Below are 21,224 nucleotides of genomic sequence, written 5' to 3'. Positions count from 1 at the left end.
CCGTTTGTATGGACGGCCTTTTGACGAAATGATCTTTTATGCCTCATGCTACGGCGATCGCCAGAACATGAGGCATAATGTGAAGACTACAGTTTCTGTTAAACGCCGCCTGACGCAAGGTGCGAGTGTACTTGCGCTGGCTATGGGCCTTACAGCCGCAAGTGCACAGGCCGCCGGTTACAATTCAGGCTGGGGCTTTGATGAAGTCGGCATGAACCACAGCGTTAAGCCGGGCGACAATTTCTTCGAATATGCCAACGGCACGTACCTCAAGAACCTGAAAATTCCAGGCGATATGAGCAGCTATGGCCCGTTCCGTATTCTGTACGAACTGTCCATGGAGCGCCAGAAGGCGATCCTGAGCGAAGCACAGAAGCACGTTTCTGCCGAGCCGTCTGATGACATGGGCAAGATCGGCACCTTCTACGCCAGTTATCTGGACCAGAAGGCTGTTGATGCTCTGGGAGCCAAGCCACTTGCTGTGGATCTGGAGAAGATCCGCAAGGTCAGTGATGCCAAGAGCCTGGCCGAAGCGTTTGGTACGTCCCTGAATTCCATGGCGTTCTCGACGTTTCAGATTGGCGTCGAGCAGGATCAGAAAGATCCGGAACATTATATGCTGATGCTTGATCAGGGCATGAGCATTGGCGTCAGCGGTGGCCTGGGCCTGCCCGATATCAGCTACTACACAGACCCGAAGCTGGCCGACAAGAAGAAGGCCTATCAGGCTTATATCGCGAAGATGCTGACGCTTGTGGGCTGGGCTGATCCAGCCAAGAACGCGCAGGCTGTTGTCGATCTTGAAACGGCGCTTGCCAAGGTTGAGATCCCCCGCGATCAGACGCGCGATCCGCTCAAGCTCTACAACCCGATGACGGTCACGCAGCTGCAAAAGATCGCTCCAGACTTTGACTGGGTCACGTTCCTGACGACTGCAGGGCTTCCGGCCGAAAATATTGCCGATCGTAAGGTGGACGTACGCGAGCCGGATGGCATCGCAGCTATGTCCCGCGTTCTGAAGAAAGCTGATTACAGCGTACTTCAGGCTTGGCTAGCCTTCCATCTGGCAGATAATGCCGCAGCCTATCTGTCTCATGATTTCTCTGACGCATCCTTTGACTTTAACAGTCGCACGCTGTCGGGCGTGGCGCAGCAGTCTCCGCGTTGGAAGCGTGCGACGCGCGTGACCAATGGCGCCATGGGCTGGGCTCTGGGTAAAATCTACGTTGCCCGTTATTTCCCGCCGTCAGCACAAGCTCAGATTACGGAGTTGGTGCAGAAGGTGAAGTCTTCCTTCCATGATCGCCTTGAGCACAACACATGGATGGACGAGCAGACCCGTAAGGCTGCTCTGAACAAGCTGGATCACTTCGCTATTCAGGTTGGCTATCCCAAAAAGTGGTGGGACTACAGCAACCTCGTAGTTCGCAAGGGCGACGTGTATGGCAATGCCGTGCGTGGCGCCGCGTTTAACTGGCAGCATGAGCTGAACAAGCTCGACAAGCCGGTGGATCGTGACGAGTGGGGCATGACGCCGCAGACCGTGAACGCCTACAACGATCCGACGATGAACGAGATCGTTTTCCCGGCTGCCATCCTTCAGCCGCCGTTCTTCGATCCGAAGGGCGATATGGCTGTGAATTACGGTGCCATTGGTGGCGTGATCGGTCATGAGATGAGCCACGGCTTTGACGACCAGGGCCGTCATTATGATGAACATGGCCGTCTGAATGACTGGTGGACCAAAGCATCTTCTGATGCCTTCCAGAAGCTGGCCGATCGTCTTGGTGCACAATACGACGCGCAGGAACCTCTGCCGGGCACGCATGTGAACGGCAAGATGACCATGGGCGAGAACATTGCGGATTCCGGCGGGTTGAACCTTGGTCTGCAGGCTTATCATGACTCCCTGCATGGCAAGCCGCAGACAACCGTTCATGGCCTGACGGGCGATCAGCGCGTGTTCCTGGGCTGGGCTCAGGTGTGGCGTGAGAAGGATCGGCCGGATGCGCTGCGCCAGCAGATGCTTTCGAACGAGCATGCCCCGGCCGTCACGCGTGTGAACATGCCAGCGCACAATATTGACGCCTGGTACGATGCATTCGGCGTAAAAGAGGGCGACAAGCTCTATCTGGCCCCGGACCAGCGCGTAAAGATCTGGTAAGGGTCGTGACAAAATGAAGCGTGAGGCTTATCCACGGTCTCACGTTTCAATTTTCTGACTGACGGACTGCCTCATGACGCAAATGACGATCGGCCATCTGTACACCTCGCTTCATGCCGGGTGTGCCAGTGCGGTCGCCCGTGTTCTCGAAGCGCATGAGGTGGACGTCGAGTTTGTGGATCTCGACCCTGAAGATGTGGCGGAAGCCATGGAGCAGGGCGAAGTCGATCTTCTGGTCTCTGCCTGGTTCCCGCGCGATGAAAAATTCGCTGGGCCTAGCTTTCGTGTCATCGGGGATCTGTATCAGCCACAGATTTCGTTTGCTGCGCTGCGTGCGCTCGGTCCTGTCAATGCGCTGACATCAGCCGACGTGGATCGGGTGATCGTTGCAGAGGACAGCCGCGAGATTCTTGAAAAAGCACTCAAGCAGCTTCCTGCCCTATCTTCCCTGCCGCTTGAAGTTGTGGGGGAAGCCGCTCTGATCGGTCGTTTGGAAAAGGCGCAGGCAGATGGCGAATCTCCGCTGGTGGTCGCCACTCAGCCACATGCGGTATTCCACACCGCGTTGCTGACGCTGGTTGAGGACCCTGACGAGCTGCTCGGCGGGGAAATGTCTGCGCGCATGGTTCTGCGGGAAGATGTAGCCCGCAAGGCAGACACGGATCTTCTTGACGAATTGTCCGAGATGATGCTCGGCAACAAGGTCATGAGTGCGCTGGATTATAATATCGGCGTTGAAGGGCAGGACCCTGATGATGCTGCGGAAGCATGGCAGCGTGGACGCCTTATTCCGCGGGATGCCTGAGGATTTCAAAAAAGGGCCGGATTTCTCCGGCCCTTTTTTGTATCTACTGCCTTAGCGGTAGACGAGGCCGCCATCGATCAGGATGGACTGGCCAGTAATGTAATCGGAATCTTTGCCCGACAGGAATGCGACGAAGCCAGCAACGTCGTCCGCTGTTTCGACCCGTCCGAGCGCAATGCCTTCAACATACTTCTTGTACGTTGCGCCCAGCTCAGCGCCGGTAATCTCAGACATGCGCTTGTCGATCTCGACCCACATATCCGTTCCGACGATGCCCGGGCAGTAGGAGTTTACGGTGATACCGAAGGCTGCCAGTTCTTTGGCGGCCGACTGCGTCAGTGCGCGAACTGCGAACTTTGTGGAAGAATAGATCCCGAGAAGGGGAAAGCCTTCATGACCAGCAATGGAGCAGGCATTGATGATCTTGCCCGTCTTGCCGGTCTCTTTGAAAATGTTGGCCGCAGCTTGAATGCCCCAGATCACGCCCTGAACATTAATGCGGTAAATCTTCTCAACTTCTTCCTGGGTGACGTCCAGAATAGGCTTCACCTGACAGATGCCGGCGTTATTGACCATGATATCGAGGCCGCCCAGCTGGCTGGAGGCTTCTTTCAGGGTCTTCTGAAATTCATCGCGATTGCTGATGTCAGCCGTTAGAGCGATAGCACGTCGGCCAAGAGCTTCAACTTCCTTGGCAGCCTGCTGAACGGTTTCCTGTTTGACATCCAGTAGAATGATGTCAGCTCCTTCGCGCGCCAGACGAAGAGCGATGGCCTTGCCGATCCCTTGAGCCGCCCCGGTTACAGCGGCAATTTTACCAGAAAGAGACATGCAGAAATTTCCTCTCTCTTCATGCGCCACGAAATGTGGTTCGCACGAATGGTAAACGTCTTCTGCTTTCAAGCTTTGATTTTCCACAAAAAAAGACATGTTTTCGAAAATAGGCACGCAAACGTGTTTCATGTGAAAGAAATATTACATGAGTAATTTTCTAAATTAACGCTTTTGTAGATATTTGAATATTAATATAAAACGTACTTCACTTTCACAAGTATTTTTACTTTAAAATAAATAATAAAAAATATTTTAATTATTTTATATTTGTGAATTATTAATCAAATTTACGAGAAATTCTAAAATGTTAATTACGCTACAATGCTCCGTCGCGTAGGGATTTTGCACGCTGACTCTGGATCGGGCGCAATTCGCTTCAGGGGGAGTGATGTAACATTATTCCTGTTCAAATAGGGGCGGCAGATTTGCATCTTCGTGTGCTGGGTTATGCTCTGAAAAGCTCATGGTTCGTGTGGTTTCTCAGTATTTTCGTATCGCTGCCTGCTTTTGCTCAGGTCATGGACCGCGATATTGGATCTGCGCCAAGTCAGTTGGTTTCAACGCCTCTTCCTGTCCATGCATCGCGTGAAACAACCGTTCCAGCATTTTCCCATCCTGAGGCTATCGTCTCCAATCCTTTGTCAGACTGGCTGCGTAAGCGTGGCATCAATTTCCTCGTCGATAATACGAATGAATTTGCCGGAGCGATAACGAAACCGACGCGCGGAACAACGCCGGGATTTGAAAACTACAAGCAGGGCGCGAGCAATGCGGGTCAGTATGCCATGCAGCTTGACGTAGACTGGGAAAAGCTTGCTGGCCTGCGTGGTTTTGCGACGCACATGATTACGGTGGGACGATACGGTACGACGGCCAATCGCATGTTTGGTGACTGGCTCAATCATGCTTCCGAAGATTATGGCGGTGGCGGAAATGTTGTCGTGCATTTGGTCTATATGTACGGGGAAGAAACGCTTTACGGTGGGCGTCTGGCGATCGCCGCGGGCCGTATGTCAGAAATTTCGGATTTTGCGGCGAGCCCTTTGTTCTGCAATTTCCAGAACGGTAGTTTCTGCGGTCGTCCCAAAGGGATTACGGACACGAATTTTGACGCTGGCTATCCTGCTGCGACCTGGGGATTTCGGGTTCGAGGACGGCCGGTTCGGTCTGTCTATGTTCAGACGGGGGTGTATCCGATCGAAAACGGGATTTACCAAGTCTATCAGCATCGGACCGGCTTTAAATTTAATGGGGCCAACATCATTGGGTATGCAGCACCGATTGAAACAGCCTGGGAGCCGGTTTTCGGGCATGGAACCTTGCCTGGCCATTACAAATTTGGGGCCCAGCTCTTCAGTACGCCGCAGACTGATAACTATTATGATCTGTATGACGGTTCTTATGCAGAGAGCGGACTTGCGCATAAAAAGCGAAGCGCGTCTTGGTCAACATGGGTCATGCTGGATCAGCAGTTGCTGCACTATCGGACAAAAGGCTCAGGCCTGACGGCGATGACGGGGCTTATTTACAATGATCCCCATACATCCCTGCGCCGGTATCTCGTGTATGGTGCACTGATTAACCGCGGATTTCTGAAGTCTCGACCCTACGATACGCTCGGATTTTCTCTCACCTACACCAAGATTGCGTCTGGTGTGAGCCGAAGTGAAGCTGCGCTGATCCGTAAAGGGCAATCACTCCCCAATCATGCGACAGGAGTTCAGCAGGATGCGGTCGTGATGGAGTTCAACTACGCTATCCATGTTGTGAAGGGTGTGATTTTTACACCTCTGTTTGAGTATTACATTCACCCGAATGCCCAATACAATCTGCGGGATGCGGCTCTTTTGGGGTTTAAGAGCCATATCCAGTTTATGTGAGAACTCTTTCTCGCGGTGTATCTGAAAAGCGCGGGGCAGGATTTTTCATGGGGAGGCGGCTTGGTTCTCTTGTTGGTGGAAGTGCGTTAATAAATCGTTACTGACATGGCGTAACGGTAGAAGAATGACCCACTCCGACAGGACGGATGCTGTTTTTGAAGCCTTTCACGGGCTTGCGGATGAAAAATGGCTGCATGTTCTGGTCTCGTCCCTTGGCGGACACGAGGTGCAGGGCGTTCGGATGCCTGAGTTCCCCCCGGATGATCTACAGCGTGAAATTCATGGGCATCACGGGGAGGTTTCCATTCATGAGGCGCATGTCTTTTATCGGGAAATAAAGGCGTATTGCGCTTACGCGGGGAGGCCTGTGAAGCCGGAGACTTCCGTTCTTGATTTCGGATGTGGGTGGGGGCGGATGGCGCGTCTTTTCATGAAAGATGTGCGATCCCAGTCCCTCGTCAGCGTCGAGCATACGGACCGCTTTCTCATGGCGGCACGGCGCGCCAATCCATTTCTTCCCTTCTTGCAGGCAGGGCTGGTGCCACCATTGCCGCTCGTGCCTAGTACGCTGGATCTGATCACGTCCTGGTCGACATTTTCACATCTGGATGAATTTCTGGCTGGCCACTGGATGAGGGAATTTCATCGGCTTCTAAAGCCAGATGGATTGGTTGTCTTTACGACGCAGAGCCGGCGGTTTCTGTCATTTTGTGCAGAGCAGCGCTTGCGTCGTGCTTCTGGAATGCGGCTGGAGCATCCATGGCATGAAGCCTGTGCAAACAGTTTTGTGGATGAAGCGCAGGCAAATTCACATTTTGAAGCTGGACGCTTTTTGCATGCAGCATCTGCAAAGCGTCCTCAGCCTCAGGCGCATTATGGAGAGGCCATCATACCACGGAACTATATTCTTAAAGCTTGGGGCGGGATGTTTCGCCTGATTGAATATCTGGATAATCCGGTAAGGCTGCCGCAGGTTCTGATTGTTCTGCAAAAAATTGAATAAGACATCATTTGTTGTAAAGTAAATTCATGACCTATCGTCTTCTGATGGGATGTTTCATCGCATTCCTTTCCTGTGTCGGGCTTCACGAGGCGCGCGGTGCTTCTGAGGAGCATCTTATTGTCGCTGGCCGACATGATGTGCGCGTTGCGACATATCAGGACATCGCACGCATCTATGAGCGGTTTGAGCGCTTCCCACAGGCGGCAAAAGAGGGTCTTTCACTCCATTTCACAGGCGAGTTGCTGCCTGACCATGATTACCCCTCAAAAGCGCGGCTTATGGTTCATAGCCGGGATGGGGATATTCCCTTGTTCTTCGGCCAGGACCGGGACATGCATTTCCCGCTGACAGACCGCCTGAAGGCAGAGAACCCGCCAGTCCTTCAGACAGAAGCCATCGGGCATAATGTCAGAACGGAGCTGTCTCTGGTGGTCGCGTTGCCTGCGCGGCAGACATTTACCGGCACAGAGGCCCGTCACTGGCTGCATCAGGTCAATGCGTGCATCCGTGATCTGACGGGTGTGATCCTGTCCTGGTTCATGCCGGATGCTCATCGGCTCAAGATAGATATTCCTCCGGGAGCGAATTTTGAAGCGGTGACGAGCGGCACCGTTCGGGTGCTGGCGTCAAACGCGAGCAGGGAACCCATGACTGTTCTGCTTCGGCCGCAGGACTATGCAGAGGATACGGTATTCCGTTCCAGCAAGCCTTTTGGCCGGGTCCAGGTTAAAATTCCGGGTGAGGCATACGTGACATTCACACCTGACAGATAATGCAGAATTTGACAGATCGCGTGTGAAACAGCATCACCCTGAGCCTGTTTTTCATGCCAGCAGGGGGATCCATGTCGGTTCACGCTTTTGTCTTTCCGGGTCAGGGCAGTCAGTCAGTCGGAATGGGGCAGGCCCTGCATGATGCCTTTGCTTCGTCCCGTGCCGTTTTTCAGGAAGTTGACGATGCCCTCGGAGTGCATCTGTCAAAGCTGATGTTCTCTGGCGAAGCGGAAGAACTGACAAAGACCGAGAACACGCAGCCAGCACTTTTTGCCGTATCGCTCGCTGCTGTTCGCGCCCTTGAAACCGAAGGTGGCTTTAAACTGGCAGACAAGGCCACTTTGCTGGCTGGTCATTCTCTTGGAGAATATTCTGCTCTTGCTGCTGCTGGCACGCTCGGTATTGCTGAGGGTGCCCGTCTGCTGCGTCTGCGCGGTCAGGCAATGCAGCGGGCTGTTCCTGCAGGTGAGGGCGGCATGGCAGCCCTTCTCGGAGTTGAGGCTGAGCAGGCACAGTCCATCTGTGAAGATGCAGCCCAGGGACAGATCCTTGAGATCGCCAATGATAACGGCGGTGGCCAGATCGTTGTGTCTGGACACATGGATGCCGTGGATCGCGCCATTGCCCTTGCCAAGGAGCGTGGCATCAAGCGGGCTGTGAAACTTCCGGTCTCCGCGCCGTTTCATTCGTCACTGATGGCGCCTGCCGGTCGTGAAATGGCCGAAGCGCTGGCAACGGCTACACTGATTGCGCCGAGCGTCCCGGTTATTGCCAATGTGACTGCTGCGAAGGTAACGGATCCTGACGCGATCCGCGACCTTCTGGTGAAGCAGGTTACGGGAACGGTCCGCTGGCGCGAAAGCGTTCAGGCCATGGCGGCCATGGGCGTGACAAACATGCATGAACTGGGAGCCGGCAAGGTGCTGTGCGGTCTGGCGCGTCGTATTGCTCCTGATCTTGCCACGGACAATGCTGGCACACCTGCTGAAATCGAAGCCCTGCTCAAGGCTCTGTAAGGACAACGAACCATGTTCTCTCTTTCTGGCAAGATCGCACTCGTCACGGGTGCATCCGGTGGCATCGGTGCAGCTATTGCCCGTCAGCTTCACGCCCTTGGCGCAACGGTTGTTCTCAGCGGCACACGTGAAGTGGCTCTGAAGGAACTGGCAGACAGCCTAGGTGAGCGCACGCATATTGCGGTTGCTAACCTGTCGGATGCGTCTGAAGCTGATGGTCTTGTGGCTAAGGCTGAAGAAGTAGCCGGGGCTCCGCTGGACATTCTGGTGAACAATGCGGGTCTGACGCGCGATACGCTCGCCATTCGCATGAAGGACAGTGACTGGTCGCAGGTCATGACGGTGGATCTGGAAAGCCCGTTCCGTCTGGCTCGCGCTGCCCTTAAGGGAATGCTGCGCCGTCGCGCTGGCCGCATCATTTCCATCGCGTCTGTTGTTGGAACGACAGGAAATGCGGGTCAGGCCAACTATGCAGCTGCAAAGGCTGGCATCGTTGGTATGAGCAAGTCACTGGCTCAGGAAGCCGGTCCTCGCGGTGTGACGGTCAACGTTGTGGCTCCTGGTTTTATTGAAACGCCGATGACGGATGTGCTGTCTGAGGGTATCCGCGAAAAGCTGGTTGGCTCCATTCCGCTCGGTCGGATGGGAAACCCGGATGACGTGGCTGCGGCAGTGGTGTATCTGGCTTCTGACGAGGCTGCTTGGGTCACGGGAACGACCCTGCACGTCAACGGTGGCATGGCCATGGTCTGAGACGCTTGGCGTTTCAGGTCAAAGCGTGCTAATCGCGCGCTGCTTTGCCCGGTCTGATGAAGGCCGATGTCCGGTTCGGCCGGTGGCAACGCCTTTCCGAAAGGAGAGGTGGCCTGCGCTGGAAGCCCTGATGGGTTCCCGGACTGGCAGACGGCAATACGAGTTTTTTGTAACGCCCTGAACGGGCAGAAGGAACAAACAGATGAGCGATATCGCTGACAAGGTGAAGAAGATCGTTGTCGAGCACCTCGGCGTTGAAGAAAGCAAGGTCACGCCGGAAGCGTCTTTCATTGACGATCTGGGCGCAGACAGCCTCGACACGGTTGAGCTGGTCATGGCTTTCGAAGAAGCTTTCTCCGTCGAGATCCCGGAAGATGCAGCCGAGAAGATCGCCACCGTCAAGGACGCGATTGACTACATCGAGAAGCAGAAGGCTGCCTAAGGCGCTTTCGGGACTGGTCTAAGGCTGGTCCCATCCCGCCTCGACTACCAGGGGCGGATACACGGAGCGGCGTTCAGGCCGTATCGTATGGTCGTTTACAACGTGAGACATGAGGCATCGATGAGCGGGAATGCAATCAACGGAAGACGCGTCGTCGTTACCGGAATCGGTGTTGTCAGCCCACTTGCGGTGGGTGCGGAACTGACGTGGAAGCGTCTGATCGAAGGGCAGTCCGGTATCGGGCGTATTACTCATTTTGATCCTTCCGAACTCCCTGCGCAGGTCGCTGGTCAGGTTCCTGAGGGACCGACCGAAGAAGGCGGTCTCACGCTGTCTGACTGGGTGCCGGTCAAAGACCAGAAGAAAATGGATCGCTTCATCCATCTTGGTCTGGCCGCTGCCATCCAGGCCGTCGAGGACTCGGGCTGGAAGCCTGAGAACGAAGATGATCGCTGCGCCACAGGCGTGATGATCGGCTCCGGTATCGGTGGTCTACAGACGATTTATGAAGGCTCCCTGACAGTTTCGAGCGGCAAGGCCCGTCGTCTGTCACCGTTCTTCATCCCGTCTGCGCTTATCAATCTCATTTCCGGTCACCTTTCGATCCGTTACGGCTTCAAGGGACCGAACCATGCTGTCGTTACAGCCTGCGCTACAGGCGTGCATGCGATTGGCGATGCGTCCCGTCTGATCCAGTACGGTGATGCAGACGTCATGATTGCTGGTGGTGCGGAAGCTGCCATCTGTTCGCTGGGTATTGCCGGTTTCTGCTCGGCACGTGCGTTATCCACCGGTTCCAATGAAGATCCGACCAAGGCGTCCCGTCCGTGGGACAAGGATCGTGATGGCTTCATTATGGGTGAGGGTGCCGGTGTGGTCGTGCTGGAAGAGTACGAACACGCCAAGGCTCGCGGTGCGAAGATCTATGGCGAAATCGGTGGCTATGGCCTGTCCGGCGACGCTCATCACATCACAGCCCCGGCTGAAGGGCATGAAGGTGCTTTCCGCGCCATGAAGGCCGCCCTGAAGAACAGTGGTCTTCAGGCATCCGATATCGACTACGTCAACGCGCATGGCACCTCCACCATGGCTGACGATCTGGAACTGGATGCGGTCGAGCGTTTCTTCGGCGACCATGCCAAGAACCTGGTGATGTCATCCACCAAGTCTGCCATCGGCCATCTTCTCGGCGCAGCGGGTGCTGTGGAGGCGATCTTCTGCCTTCAGGCCATCCGTGACGGCATCGTGCCGCCCACGCTGAACCTTGAAAATCCGGCACGCGAGAGCGTAATCGATCGTGTGCCTCTGAAGGCTCAGAAGCGTAAGGTTGATGTTGCTCTGTCCAACAGCTTCGGGTTTGGCGGTACGAATGCCAGCATTATCCTGAAGCGCTGCAAGGACTGAGCGGAGTCGTTTTGATTTATGCCTGAAAGCCAGCCGGACGGCGAAGAAAACAGAAAACCTCTTCTTCCCCCCAAGGCTGGCCGTAAGCTGGCAATCTTTATGGCGCCGCTGCTCTTTGTCGCAGCAGCGGTGGCCGGGTACGGTCATTACACTGACCCTGGTCCGCTTCCTGAAACAAAAGCCTTTGTCATTCCGCGCGGTAATAATGCGACGGTTACAAAAGCTCTTCAGGATGACGGAATTCTTTCCCCAACATGGTCCTCCGGAGCCTTCTTCCGGCTGTCAGCCTTCCTGACGCATCGGAATGGACAGATTCATGCGGCGGAGCTTCAGTTTCCCGCACGAGTATCTGTGGCTCATGTGCTGGAAATTTTGCGGCATGGTAAACCTGTTTCCCATCAGTTGACTGTTCCTGAAGGTCTGACTGCGCTGAAGATTGCGGATATTCTTCGCAAAGCACCGTTCATGACGGGAGACGTTCCTCAAATCGTGGAGGGAAGCGTCCTTCCTCAGACGATTGCCTATGTTCGTGGTACTGCACGGCAATCCATGGTTGATCGCCTGAAACGCATGATGGACGCTCAGGTGCAGTCCATCTGGGACAAGCGTGATGTGGAAGCTCTGGATGGCCTGATTCAGAGCCCGCAGGATCTGGTGACGCTTGCATCCCTGATCGAGCGGGAAACAGCCGTACCGACTGAACGTCCAATGGTGGCACGCGTCTTTCTGAACCGCCTCAAACTTGGCATGCGCCTGCAGACGGATCCAAGCGTCATTTATGGCCTTAGCGAAGGTCTGGGGACGTTGGACCGCCCGTTGACGCATGATGATCTTCAGGTCCCTGGCCCATACAATACCTACCTGGAAACCGGCCTGCCACCGGGGCCAATCTGCTCACCGGGCAAGACGTCTCTTGAGGCTGCCGCACATCCAGCGGAAGGTAAGGCGTTATATTTCGTCGCTACGGGTGAGGGTGGTCATAGTTTCTCTGAGACACTTCAGGAGCAGGACCGAAATATCCGGGCATACCGAGGAAAAATCCCGGTCGTTCCACAATAAAAAAAGCCCCGCATTTTCATGTGCGGGGCTTTTTTTGTCTTACTTCACAGGGTTCAGAGATGAACTCTGCACGCCGCGCGTTTGGGTGCTGTACGGCTTCGAGGTGTCGTAGTTGCTGGGGTAGGGGCTGCTGCTTACGGGGTCGATATCCGTTGACGTGCTTCCCTGAGAGGCTGGAGCTGTTGCGCTTGTTGAGCGGGCCGTGGAGGCTGTGGGTAGTTTCGCAATGTTCATCATCATGCGACGAAGCGGATCGGCAGACGGATTGTTGACGCGCATCGTCACGATAATGTCTTCAGGACCAACAGCCTGATTGTAGTAAGCGCGGTTTGCGCCGCTATCCACCGTCAGCTTGGAGCCACCAAGGGCTGCGCCCGCATAAAGGCCCTGAGCCTTCTGTGCCGCATAGATGTCCGTATTCTTTGCTCCGGCCGTGCTGCTTTCAACACCAGTTCCGATCGTGGCGAAAGATGCAGATGCTGTCGCATCAAACTTGAACTGGCTATCCAGCAGGGCCTGAATGCCGCGCTGGGACATAATGAAGAAAATCATCTCGGAGTTCTGGACGCCAACCTGAACACCCAGAGATCCCGTGCTCAGACGGTAAAATGCGGGATCAGACCATGACCCACGCGCATCGCGGCTCATGAGAACGCAGCGACCGCCAGAGCCTCCCAGACCGAAAGACATGTTCAGAACAGACGGGCACACCATGACGGCTTTGGCTTCCGCCAGAAGCTGCTGTGAGCGGGATGTCGAGGTTGTTTTTGCAAACAGGTCCTGAACAGCCAGCGTCGCTTTATCCACAACGATCTGCTGTTCGCTTGCTGTGGTGGTGGTGGTGCCAGAACACGCAGCGAGCGTTGCACACCCTGTGGCGGCAAGAACGGTCGAACGCAGGAGACCGGACAGGGTCATAAAACTTACCTTCTGCTAACGGCAAAAATAGATCTTCCCGCACTATGCGTGAAATAAGGCCAAATCACGAGTGCGGGGCAACAGGTCGTGTCAGATTTCCACCTTCACGGCGTTTGACAGGATTTGCGCAATGCCGGGTGCAGCCGCAAGGATAGTGGCTCCCCCTGTCAGGCCGCCCGTCTGAAGAAACGGAGAGACAGTAGCGCCAGCTTCTTCCAGAATGATCAGTGCTGCGGCCACATCCCAAAGCTGGATCACAATTTCAAGGTAGCCATCGCTGCGGCCACATGCGACGTCTGCCAAAGCCAGGGCCCCGGACCCGCCTGAACGCGGCATGGCGCCCAGAGACATGATGGCACTGATTTTTTCACCAAACAGTTCGGTCGACACCCGGCAGGACCATCCCATTTCGATCATGGCCTCCTGCGGGTTGCTAATAGGGGAGGCTTTGATGGGTTTTCCGTTCAGAAAGGCGCCTTTGCCTTTCTGAGCAGTGAAAACTTCGTTGAGGGCCGGGGCCTCAATAACGCCAGCAACGGGTACATTGTCCTCAAGCAGACCCAGCGACACGCACCACCGGTCTCGCCCGCGTGCAAAATTGGAGGTTCCATCAATCGGGTCCACGACCCAGCGGAACTGCCCCTCACGTGTCAGGCCGCCTTCTTCGCCCTGAAAACCATCTTCCGGGAAGAGTTCCTGAATCCGACGGCTGACGAGGGCTTCAACCGCTCCGTCTGCTTCCGTCAGATAGTCTTGGCGGCCTTTAAGGGTGCCAGTCGGGCCACCAGGCTGAGGGCGCATGGAAAGGGCGAGGGCCGCTGCGTCCCGGATCACACTGCGGGCGGCTTCAAGACGGACGGCAATAGGGTCAAAACTCATGGACATATCCTATTCTGTGCGGCGTGCTGCGCGCAGGGATGCAGTGATGGCCGGGTCCTCAAGAGACATGAGGCGACTGGCGGCCGTGGTGGCAAACAGGTGCAGAATTGTCCGCCGACGTGCCGGTGCGATCCGGTGTTCTGCGGGGTCACGGATGATGGCGCATTCCGCCACCACACTGTGGAAGAGGCTACTGGGCACCATGCTGAGACTGACAGTGATAATGCCAACGTCCGGAGGCAGAACCTCCAGCGGAAAGCCATCATCGACGGCAAAGTACAGCCTGTCCGACCAGTCCCTGTAATCCGGCCATTTCTGATCTGTCTGGAAATCGCGGAGTCCGGATTTGATCTCAATGCAGGACAGGCTGTGATCGGGCAGAAGGGCCATCACGTCTGCGCGACGCCCGGCCGAGGGAAGAGCAAATTCGTTGATTGCTGCCCAGCCCATGGCGCGACATAGCCCCAAAACAGCACGCCGGATGGCAAACTGTCGTTCAGGGAAACCAGGCGGGATCTCGGAAAGGACCGAACTCATGGTTCCATATTGCCCGGATCTGCGCTTTACGTCTGCCCCTGTTCGCGTTTTTCAAGGAGAGTCGGCATGCCGTTTCTACGCACGGACCACTGGCGTTGCGCCATTATCCACGCTCCTCTGGCGGACCTGATCCGAGCGGGTAGTCTCAACGGGTTTGAGGTGACAACCCTGCCGGATATCGGAGATCACCGTTTTCTGGCCGATCCTTTTGGTCTCTGGCGAGACGGAAAGCTGCATGTTTTTGCGGAAGCCTTTGACTATCGGGCCCCCAAAGGCACCATTGATGTTCTGGTCTATGACCGGACAGGAAAGCTGATTCAGCAAAAGCCTGTCCTGCGTGAAGACTGGCATCTGTCCTACCCGTATGTCTTTGAGCATGGCGGGGAGACGTACATGCTGCCCGAGGCCAGTGCTTCAGGCCGCCTGACCCTGTATCGGGCCAAAGCTTTTCCGTTGGAATGGGAAAAGGTCGAAGCATTTGATTTCCGAGAGGCCGCGATTGACGCCACGCCGTTCCATTATGCCGAGCGTTGGTGGATGTTCTGGACGCCCGCAGGCACGCGAGACGAGCGACAAAGCGCTCTGCACATCTCCGTAGCAGATAGTCTTACGGGGCCCTGGAAACATCTTGGACTGTTTTTGAGTGACCGTGCGGGAGCGCGTCCGGGTGGCACTCCGGTTGATGTCGATGGAGAGCTCTTCCTTCCCACGCAAGACTGCCGTGACACTTATGGCCAAGGCATCCGTCTGCTGAAGATTGAAGGGCTTGAGCGCGGGTTGCCGAAAGTGACACCAAGTGATGTGCTGGATGCGCCTGCCGTGCTGCGACGTCGTTTTCCGGACGGTTTCCACACGCTCTCAGCCGCTGGTCAGGTGACACTTGTTGACGTCAAGCGTGTTGGAATTGGCCCGCGTCGGGATCTTATGAATGTGAAGCGTCGTCTGGGGCTGGGTTGAAGCCAGGAATTCGGTCCAGAACGGCATTTCCCTGACGTAGAAACGCCGTCGGGCCGAACCGCTCCAGAACGCGCTCTCGGGAGAGGCGCCCCATGGGTTTGAGCTTTCCCGGCGTCATGATGAGTTCAGCAATTGCACTGGCCAGGACCGGAGCGTTGTTGAACGGGACCACAAGACCGGAATGCCCGTCTTCCATGGTGTGAGGGATTTCGCCGGCTGGCGTGGCAATTACGGGCAGCGCGCAGGCCATGGCCTCATGGGCGGCAACGCACATGCCTTCCCACTGGGACGGCTGAACATAAAGATGCAGCGTCGACAGAAATTCGAACGGCTTGTCGCAGTGTCCGAGAAAATCGACCGGGAGTTTTTTCTCCCTGGCGATCTGTTCCAGTGCTTCTTTTTCTGGGCCGTCTCCGGCTAAGGACAGTCGATAGGGGGGAAGGTCCGGGTGATCACGGAGCAGATCCAGTGCTTCGAAAAGCAGGTCATACCCCTTTACGGCGTGCAGTCGGCCAAGACTTCCGATACGGACGGTCTGTCCTTTACGCCAGGCCTTTGCTGTGGGGCAGTGAGGATTGGCCCGGAAAATTGGCCAGGAAAGAACGCGGTTCCGTAGTCCCAGACTTTTGCGGGCAAAATCCTCAACCGTAGGGGAGTCTGCAATCCATAGTTCCGCTTTCCGGCACAAAAGCCGGAGCAGGAGGCTGTTGGCGGACTTCAACCGGGCAGAATGCTGCCAGTGGACTGCCGGGACACCAAGCCTGTTGGCTGCGCGCTGGCCGAGGAGTGTAGCTCTGGTCAGGGACGTCCAGATCAGATCTGGCTGGAATGCGTCCATTTCATCGCGCAGCCAGCGCCAGGCCGCTAAATGGTCTTTGTTGCCGCCGGATCTTACGCGAACCTCAATGCCGTGGCTTTCCAGAACGGGAATGGCCAGTCCATCACGTTTTTCGAGGCTGAAAACTGTGACTTCGCCACCTCGCTGCTGGAGAACGGAGACAATGTCCGGAATGGGAAGCTGCGCGCCACCGCATTCGAGCGAGTTGATGACGTAAGCAATTTTCATGAAGACCGTTGTGCCAGAAGCTGTTCAGCGAGTGTCAGGTCAGAAGGCTTATCGACATCTACGGCGGCCTGACCTTCAGAAAGCGGCACGAGACGTATTTTGGCGCCCGTCAGAACTTCGATCCGACGACACAGAGCCGTGGAATCCAGGCGGCCTGTCAGTGCCCGAAGAAGCGTTCCGAACCCCAGTGTTCGAGCCATTCTCAGGGGGCGTTTGCGGTCTTTCTGAAGCCGCTTCCACAGTTCGACCACTTCTGCAGCTTGCGGTGTGCCCATCCAGAAGAGATTACATCCGGAAAAGCTCATGTCTGCGAGGCGAATATAGGTGCGCTTCGTGGTCGGGACGTCTCGCTCTACAGTTTCCCGAAGAGCGACGCCCACGGCAAGATCACATCCAGCCGTTTTACCAAGAAATTCTGAAATCCATTCTGGACGCAGCAGCGCGTGATCAGCCGTTGTCACCAGGCAAGGCGTCCCGACCTTGATGAGACCTTCCGCAACGCTTTCGCTGGGAGACGGTGCCGATCGGAGAACACGGGCCTCGCCGGAAATGTCCCGAATACGGTCTGGTGCTTCGATGCTGATCGTAATTGGTCCGAGAGCAGGCATGCTCTCAAGCACGCGCAAGACGCGACCCAGCATGGGTTGGCCGCCGACCGGAAGGAGCGCTTTGTGCGAGACCTTTCCGAGTTGTGCCAGAACATCACGCTCACCATCACGAGAACCAGCGAGTACGAGAACGGGAAGGCTCACGCTGTGCGGCTGTTGTCGGAGGAAGAGCGTGCCCCATCAGGACGATCTTTGGGCGGAGCGCCTGTAAGGTTCATGACCCAGGGATAGCGCTTGGCTTCATCCAGATCGTAGCCGAGATTGAAGACGTGCTGGCTGCGTGCGCGGTCACGGGCTTCACGGTAGAAACTGCCAAAAAAGCGGTCTGGCACGTAGTTTGTAATCCCGTAATTGCCATTTTCATCATGGAAATGATGAAGAACATGAAGTTGCTTGATCTGGGCAACCCACTTCCAGCGTGGCTTGTAGGCCAGATGCTGGATGCAGTGAAAAAACTCATAGATGCACGTCATCACGAGCGCTGTGGACAGGGCGCAGAATGCCCCGCTCCAGCCGCAGATCAGATATCCGATCGGCATGGTGATGATGCCCATGGTCGGGACGGTGTTCAGGGGTGATCCAAACAGCACATCCAGCAGATGGGGGTCCTGGTGATGATCGAAGTGGATGCGCTTCCAGAGCGAAGCGGTCCAGTGGTTCCGGTATAGCCAGCGTCCATGCAGGATGAAGCGATGGATCATGTACCAGGCCAGCGGATACACCACGATCACGACAGGAACGGGTATTAGCGTTGTCACCAGGCTATGGGAGAAATGAAGTGCTCCGAAAGCTGCTGCAACGATCAGTACGAAATACAGAAGGATGGTAGGGTAGGTGAGATAGGCAATCCACAACTGAGGCAGCGACATCTTTCCGAGATCGAAGCTGCGCCCCGTCCGGAGGGACGACATGTTCTGCCATGGTTTGGACTTGCTCATCTTTCCTCCATCCTCAGGACCCAGGTCAGCCCAAGAAGGGCGCCCAGAAGTGGGCCCGCACAGGCCGCCAGTGGCGCGGCAAGCGTTCCAGCATTGCCCAGTGCGGAAATCATTCCCTGCAGGATCACGAAGCCCATTCCCGCGGCCAGCACATAGACCGGAAGCGGGTTTCGAAGTCCTGCCCGAGGGGGGATATAGATCACTGGTAGCGCTAATAAAAGCATTACTGCGACCTGAAACGGAAGAATAATGCCACTGAAGAGTGCCATGCGGTACGTTGCGCGGGGAAGACTGGCAGGTGCACCTTTGTGGAGGATGGCCCCGATCTGACTTGGGGTCACGGCAGCGTTATCTTCCGATAACGTCATGATCATTGATGGCGTCGCCGGAATGGCAAAATTATTGTCACCACCAGTGATTTTTACAAAAGCGCCATTATCCGTCAGCGTGAGATCCTGCGCTCCGGTCGGGTGCCAGTCCTTGCCATCATAAGTCAGGGTCGCGGCGTGCTCGGTCCCTGTCAGAAGGCCACCCGGGTCCCGGTGATAAATGGTAACATCCCGCAGGAACGCCCCGCCATGCGCAAACTGGCCGATACGGACAAGAGTCGGCCCTGCACGAAACCAGAGAATACGCTTTGAGGGGGTGTCGGGCTTCGCTGCATCAGGGTCCGTTTTGTTCCACCATGTTGCAAGCGCATTTTCGCACGGGGGGATGAGCCAGTATTGCATGGCTGTTCCGGTAAAACCCACAATCAGGATGGCTGGCAGAAAGCGCTTGTAGAGATTGATCGTGGAAAGTCCGGCTGCACGAAGGGCTGACATTTCCGATGACAGCGTCATCTGCATCAGGAGGAACAGTGCTCCGACCATGAATGCCAGAGGCATGATCTCGACGCTGAGCGCAGGAAGATGCAGCAGTGCAAATGTCAGGATGCCCTTGAAGCCCAGATTTCGGTTGAGAATGGGCGTCGTTTTTTCAAGGAGCGCAAGGATCTCAAGCAGCGAGACCAGCACGCCACCACAGAGCATAAAGCGCCCCAGAAGTGCACGGTTCAGATAACGATACAGAACATAGTGTGGTGCGTGGGCGGTCATGACGGGCGAACCAGTTTGCGGCGTTTCCAGGAACCGCGCGACCGGCGCAGCAGAGTGGCGGGACAGCCAATGCAGAAGAGCGCTTCCGGCACCCAGATGGCAAGCCAGATGGGAAGGCGGCCCGTCGCAGCCAGGCTATGTCCAAACATGAGCATCTGGTCAAACCCGACAAGAATGCCCGAAACCGCAATCAATCCCCACACCGACTTTCTACGCCGTGAGCCAATGGCCAGCGCTACGGCCAGGGGGGGGATAAACGGGATGGCAAGGGCATGTGCGATGCGGAAATCGATTTCTGCACGAAGCGTCCGATATTCGATGCCCGGTACGCCATAACGAAGATCATGTGCGAGCTCGAAAAGCGTCAGCTCCCGTTCGTCAATTCCACGAGAGCGAAAGGTCGTCTCTTTTGCAGGATGATCAATGACGCGAACGACATGCGAGAAATGCGTGACCGTCGGTTTGTGATTAGCGGCTCCGGGGAAGGGATCGTCGACGATTTCACCGTCCCAGAGATCCATCTGGGTGCTGCGGGTTTTATCTGAAATTGTGAGCATGCCGCGGCGGGCGGTGATGATGTGAGCAAGACCATTCTTGTTCACTTCCCGGATGAAGACACGCCTCATGTGGGTGCCGCCGTGACTGACGCTGTCTGCCGTCATCACTGCCGTATCAGACGTGGACGCGAACATTCCTGCCTGAAGATGCGGTGCCCAGCCTGTATGAGCCGCGAAATAGAAGCCGGCCCGATAATCGTAGCGCGCAACCGGCTGAATATAGCCGTAGAGCAGCACACTTACGGCCCCCAGCAGCAGACCCACAATCATGAAGGGCCGACTGATCCGCAGCAGAGACACACGTCCAGCTTGAAGTGCATCAATCTCGTTATTGTCGCTCATTCCATGGATGGTGAGAAAAACCGAGATGCAGAGCGCGGCTGGAAGAGCGATCCCGAAATAATGCGGCAGAAGATCTGTCAGCAGCGCGATGCAGGTCGCAAGGGAGCTTCCGGCTGAGGCCAGATAATCGAACAGGACGAGCAGGCGTTCCAGAAGGAGCGCCACGAGCATCGCAAAGAGGGCGATAACGAACGGTGGCATCATCTGCCACAGTAGATATCTGTCCAGAATGGAGGCGCGCTGCTTCATGCCTGCGTACCTTGCGGTCGGAACCAGGAGGCCTGTTCCGTAATGCTCCCATCCGGCCGGTGTCGGGCAAGATCAATCGTCCAACCGCTTTTTCGGGGGCGAATAGTCAGATGATTCCAGCAGGCCTGTCGATGAGCACGTTTGTCTGTCAGGGATGCAGAGGCGACCCCAAGAAGCGGTATTTCAGTTCCGGCGATGTGTGTCAGGGTCGCGTCATGGGAGTGCCCATGGAGAACGATTTCAGCACCAGTTCTTTGAAGAAGCTTTGCCACGGCGGGATGATCGAGCAGCGACTTCCGCCATGGCACCAGCCCTTTTCGGGGGGGATGATGGATCATGACAACACGACAGAGTCCGGCATCGCCCAGTTGCGTCAGCAGAGCTTCCAGTCGGGCAAGCTGTTTGTGGCCAACCCGGCCATAAGCCATGAACGGTGGGGTTGGGATGCCCGAGTTCACACCGATAATGGCAACGCCGTTGTGGATGCGGGCGTACGGATAAGTCGCCCCAGACCATTTCTCCCATTGCAGGATCCCCTTTTCAGGGGACTGACGGATCATGCAATCATGATTGCCCGGAATGACCAATGTCTGCGCCGGGAGCTTTTCCAGCCATTCGGCAGCCAGGGTGAACTCTGCTGGCGTGCCGAAGTTCGTCAGGTCTCCGCTGACAAGAATGGCATCAACGTTGGCTCTGGCAATATCCTGTACAATTTCCATGCATATAGCCGCCAGGTGAACGTGCCGACGATGCTTTTTCCACGAAATGAGACTGAGAGCCCGCTTGTTCAGAGCTTCCCACCAGCGAACCGGAGGAGGTGGGAGGTGAGGGTCCGAGAGATGGGCCAGAACGACGGCGCACGTCTCCCGCTGAGAAGACGTTTCTGCGGGGAGATCATGGGGCATGGAGGAAATGAAGCCTTGTCAGTCTTTCTGCCGGAAGG

Annotated in this window: 21 protein-coding genes; 11 read left to right on the top strand and 10 right to left on the bottom strand. The window is 56.0% G+C overall.

The features are described 5' to 3' along the window. The first annotated feature begins 4 nt into the window (after positions 1–4). Entirely contained in the window at positions 5–2,164 is a 2,160-nt protein-coding gene (locus ABDK75_RS09185) for a M13 family metallopeptidase (RefSeq protein ID WP_346005651.1), read from the top strand. A gap of 73 nt (positions 2,165–2,237) precedes the next feature. Beyond that, entirely contained in the window at positions 2,238–2,969 is a 732-nt protein-coding gene (locus ABDK75_RS09180) for a glycine betaine ABC transporter substrate-binding protein (protein WP_346005650.1), read from the top strand. A gap of 51 nt (positions 2,970–3,020) precedes the next feature. Here the strand turns inward: ABDK75_RS09180 and ABDK75_RS09175 are convergent, their stop codons facing one another. Continuing rightward, positions 3,021–3,800 (bottom strand): acetoin reductase, encoded by a 780-nt coding sequence (locus ABDK75_RS09175; protein WP_346005648.1) that lies wholly within the window; start codon positions 3,798–3,800, stop codon positions 3,021–3,023. A gap of 455 nt (positions 3,801–4,255) precedes the next feature. Between ABDK75_RS09175 and ABDK75_RS09170 the strand changes: the two genes are divergently transcribed. From ABDK75_RS09170 to mltG, 8 genes are all read left to right on the top strand, one after another. After that, the gene (locus ABDK75_RS09170; RefSeq protein WP_408874431.1) at positions 4,256–5,683 is read left to right on the top strand and encodes a carbohydrate porin; all 1,428 of its coding nucleotides are present in this window, start codon (positions 4,256–4,258) and stop codon (positions 5,681–5,683) included. 124 nt (positions 5,684–5,807) lie between these two features. After that, complete coding sequence (locus tag ABDK75_RS09165) at positions 5,808–6,686, top strand: class I SAM-dependent methyltransferase (protein ID WP_346005646.1); 879 nt, start codon at positions 5,808–5,810, stop codon at positions 6,684–6,686. A gap of 26 nt (positions 6,687–6,712) precedes the next feature. Further along, positions 6,713–7,459: a hypothetical protein gene (locus tag ABDK75_RS09160; RefSeq protein WP_346005645.1), complete on the top strand. Its 747-nt coding sequence runs from the start codon at positions 6,713–6,715 to the stop codon at positions 7,457–7,459. Between the two features lie 71 nt (positions 7,460–7,530). Continuing rightward, positions 7,531–8,475 (top strand): ACP S-malonyltransferase, encoded by a 945-nt coding sequence (gene fabD, locus ABDK75_RS09155; RefSeq protein WP_346005644.1) that lies wholly within the window; start codon positions 7,531–7,533, stop codon positions 8,473–8,475. Between the two features lie 12 nt (positions 8,476–8,487). Then, on the top strand, positions 8,488–9,228 hold the full coding sequence (fabG, locus tag ABDK75_RS09150; protein ID WP_346005642.1) for a 3-oxoacyl-[acyl-carrier-protein] reductase: 741 nt from the start codon (positions 8,488–8,490) through the stop codon (positions 9,226–9,228). A gap of 202 nt (positions 9,229–9,430) precedes the next feature. After that, positions 9,431–9,670 carry an acyl carrier protein gene (locus ABDK75_RS09145; protein ID WP_007282219.1) on the top strand — a complete coding sequence of 80 codons (240 nt, stop codon included), beginning with the start codon at positions 9,431–9,433 and terminating at the stop codon, positions 9,668–9,670. A 120-nt stretch (positions 9,671–9,790) separates the two neighbouring features. Continuing rightward, positions 9,791–11,074 (top strand): beta-ketoacyl-ACP synthase II, encoded by a 1,284-nt coding sequence (gene fabF / locus ABDK75_RS09140; protein ID WP_202206687.1) that lies wholly within the window; start codon positions 9,791–9,793, stop codon positions 11,072–11,074. 18 nt (positions 11,075–11,092) lie between these two features. Beyond that, the gene (gene mltG, locus ABDK75_RS09135) at positions 11,093–12,133 is read left to right on the top strand and encodes an endolytic transglycosylase MltG (protein WP_339405258.1); all 1,041 of its coding nucleotides are present in this window, start codon (positions 11,093–11,095) and stop codon (positions 12,131–12,133) included. Between the two features lie 39 nt (positions 12,134–12,172). Here mltG and ABDK75_RS09130 read toward each other — a convergent pair whose 3' ends face one another. The 3 genes from ABDK75_RS09130 to ABDK75_RS09120 form a co-directional block, all read right to left on the bottom strand. Beyond that, the gene (locus tag ABDK75_RS09130) at positions 12,173–13,051 is read right to left on the bottom strand and encodes a lipid-binding SYLF domain-containing protein (RefSeq protein ID WP_046899537.1); all 879 of its coding nucleotides are present in this window, start codon (positions 13,049–13,051) and stop codon (positions 12,173–12,175) included. Between the two features lie 90 nt (positions 13,052–13,141). Beyond that, positions 13,142–13,930 (bottom strand): inositol monophosphatase family protein, encoded by a 789-nt coding sequence (locus ABDK75_RS09125; protein ID WP_346005640.1) that lies wholly within the window; start codon positions 13,928–13,930, stop codon positions 13,142–13,144. A 9-nt stretch (positions 13,931–13,939) separates the two neighbouring features. Continuing rightward, entirely contained in the window at positions 13,940–14,467 is a 528-nt protein-coding gene (locus ABDK75_RS09120) for an MmcB family DNA repair protein (RefSeq protein ID WP_339405255.1), read from the bottom strand. Between the two features lie 66 nt (positions 14,468–14,533). Between ABDK75_RS09120 and ABDK75_RS09115 the strand changes: the two genes are divergently transcribed. Then, positions 14,534–15,424, top strand: coding sequence for a hypothetical protein (locus ABDK75_RS09115; RefSeq protein WP_346005639.1), 891 nt, complete (start codon positions 14,534–14,536; stop codon positions 15,422–15,424). Here ABDK75_RS09115 and ABDK75_RS09110 read toward each other — a convergent pair. From ABDK75_RS09110 to ABDK75_RS09085, 6 genes are read right to left on the bottom strand one after another with little or no spacing between them, the layout of a single operon-like run. Beyond that, entirely contained in the window at positions 15,390–16,490 is a 1,101-nt protein-coding gene (locus tag ABDK75_RS09110; protein ID WP_346005638.1) for a glycosyltransferase, read from the bottom strand. The two genes, ABDK75_RS09115 and ABDK75_RS09110, sit on opposite strands and share 35 nt — an antisense overlap. Beyond that, positions 16,487–17,242, bottom strand: a complete 756-nt coding sequence (locus ABDK75_RS09105; protein WP_346005637.1) for a nucleotidyltransferase family protein — start codon at positions 17,240–17,242, stop codon at positions 16,487–16,489. The genes ABDK75_RS09110 and ABDK75_RS09105 overlap by 4 nt, the downstream gene beginning before the upstream one ends. Further along, a complete protein-coding gene (locus ABDK75_RS09100; RefSeq protein ID WP_346005636.1) occupies positions 17,239–18,036 on the bottom strand; it encodes a sterol desaturase family protein in 798 nt (265 codons plus the stop codon). The genes ABDK75_RS09105 and ABDK75_RS09100 overlap by 4 nt, the downstream gene beginning before the upstream one ends. Beyond that, the gene (locus tag ABDK75_RS09095) at positions 18,033–19,133 is read right to left on the bottom strand and encodes an LptF/LptG family permease (protein WP_086634109.1); all 1,101 of its coding nucleotides are present in this window, start codon (positions 19,131–19,133) and stop codon (positions 18,033–18,035) included. The genes ABDK75_RS09100 and ABDK75_RS09095 overlap by 4 nt, the downstream gene beginning before the upstream one ends. After that, entirely contained in the window at positions 19,130–20,281 is a 1,152-nt protein-coding gene (locus ABDK75_RS09090) for an LptF/LptG family permease (RefSeq protein ID WP_046899531.1), read from the bottom strand. The genes ABDK75_RS09095 and ABDK75_RS09090 overlap by 4 nt, the downstream gene beginning before the upstream one ends. After that, the gene (locus tag ABDK75_RS09085) at positions 20,278–21,186 is read right to left on the bottom strand and encodes a metallophosphoesterase (RefSeq protein WP_346005635.1); all 909 of its coding nucleotides are present in this window, start codon (positions 21,184–21,186) and stop codon (positions 20,278–20,280) included. Before ABDK75_RS09085 ends, ABDK75_RS09090 begins: the two co-directional genes overlap by 4 nt. Positions 21,187–21,224: the final 38 nt, after the last annotated feature.

The organism is Gluconobacter sp. OJA, from assembly GCF_039638325.1.
Taxonomy (GTDB): domain Bacteria; phylum Pseudomonadota; class Alphaproteobacteria; order Acetobacterales; family Acetobacteraceae; genus Gluconobacter; species Gluconobacter cerinus.
The sequence above is the reverse complement of the archived record's forward strand: the minus strand, read 5'-3'. Positions and strand labels throughout refer to the sequence as shown.

Excerpts from the sequence above, each read along its gene's own strand:
- ABDK75_RS09180 (WP_346005650.1), top strand. The coding sequence starts at position 2,238 with ATGACGCAAATGACGATCGGCCATCTGTACACCTCGCTTCATGCCGGG.
- ABDK75_RS09175 (WP_346005648.1), bottom strand. The coding sequence starts at position 3,800 with ATGTCTCTTTCTGGTAAAATTGCCGCTGTAACCGGGGCGGCTCAAGGG.
- ABDK75_RS09165 (WP_346005646.1), top strand. The coding sequence starts at position 5,808 with ATGACCCACTCCGACAGGACGGATGCTGTTTTTGAAGCCTTTCACGGG.
- ABDK75_RS09160 (WP_346005645.1), top strand. The coding sequence starts at position 6,713 with ATGACCTATCGTCTTCTGATGGGATGTTTCATCGCATTCCTTTCCTGT.
- fabD (WP_346005644.1), top strand. The coding sequence starts at position 7,531 with ATGTCGGTTCACGCTTTTGTCTTTCCGGGTCAGGGCAGTCAGTCAGTC.
- fabG (WP_346005642.1), top strand. The coding sequence starts at position 8,488 with ATGTTCTCTCTTTCTGGCAAGATCGCACTCGTCACGGGTGCATCCGGT.
- ABDK75_RS09145 (WP_007282219.1), top strand. The coding sequence starts at position 9,431 with ATGAGCGATATCGCTGACAAGGTGAAGAAGATCGTTGTCGAGCACCTC.
- fabF (WP_202206687.1), top strand. The coding sequence starts at position 9,791 with ATGAGCGGGAATGCAATCAACGGAAGACGCGTCGTCGTTACCGGAATC.
- mltG (WP_339405258.1), top strand. The coding sequence starts at position 11,093 with ATGCCTGAAAGCCAGCCGGACGGCGAAGAAAACAGAAAACCTCTTCTT.
- ABDK75_RS09130 (WP_046899537.1), bottom strand. The coding sequence starts at position 13,051 with ATGACCCTGTCCGGTCTCCTGCGTTCGACCGTTCTTGCCGCCACAGGG.
- ABDK75_RS09125 (WP_346005640.1), bottom strand. The coding sequence starts at position 13,930 with ATGAGTTTTGACCCTATTGCCGTCCGTCTTGAAGCCGCCCGCAGTGTG.
- ABDK75_RS09120 (WP_339405255.1), bottom strand. The coding sequence starts at position 14,467 with ATGAGTTCGGTCCTTTCCGAGATCCCGCCTGGTTTCCCTGAACGACAG.
- ABDK75_RS09115 (WP_346005639.1), top strand. The coding sequence starts at position 14,534 with ATGCCGTTTCTACGCACGGACCACTGGCGTTGCGCCATTATCCACGCT.
- ABDK75_RS09110 (WP_346005638.1), bottom strand. The coding sequence starts at position 16,490 with ATGAAAATTGCTTACGTCATCAACTCGCTCGAATGCGGTGGCGCGCAG.
- ABDK75_RS09100 (WP_346005636.1), bottom strand. The coding sequence starts at position 18,036 with ATGAGCAAGTCCAAACCATGGCAGAACATGTCGTCCCTCCGGACGGGG.
- ABDK75_RS09095 (WP_086634109.1), bottom strand. The coding sequence starts at position 19,133 with ATGACCGCCCACGCACCACACTATGTTCTGTATCGTTATCTGAACCGT.
- ABDK75_RS09090 (WP_046899531.1), bottom strand. The coding sequence starts at position 20,281 with ATGAAGCAGCGCGCCTCCATTCTGGACAGATATCTACTGTGGCAGATG.
- ABDK75_RS09085 (WP_346005635.1), bottom strand. The coding sequence starts at position 21,186 with ATGCCCCATGATCTCCCCGCAGAAACGTCTTCTCAGCGGGAGACGTGC.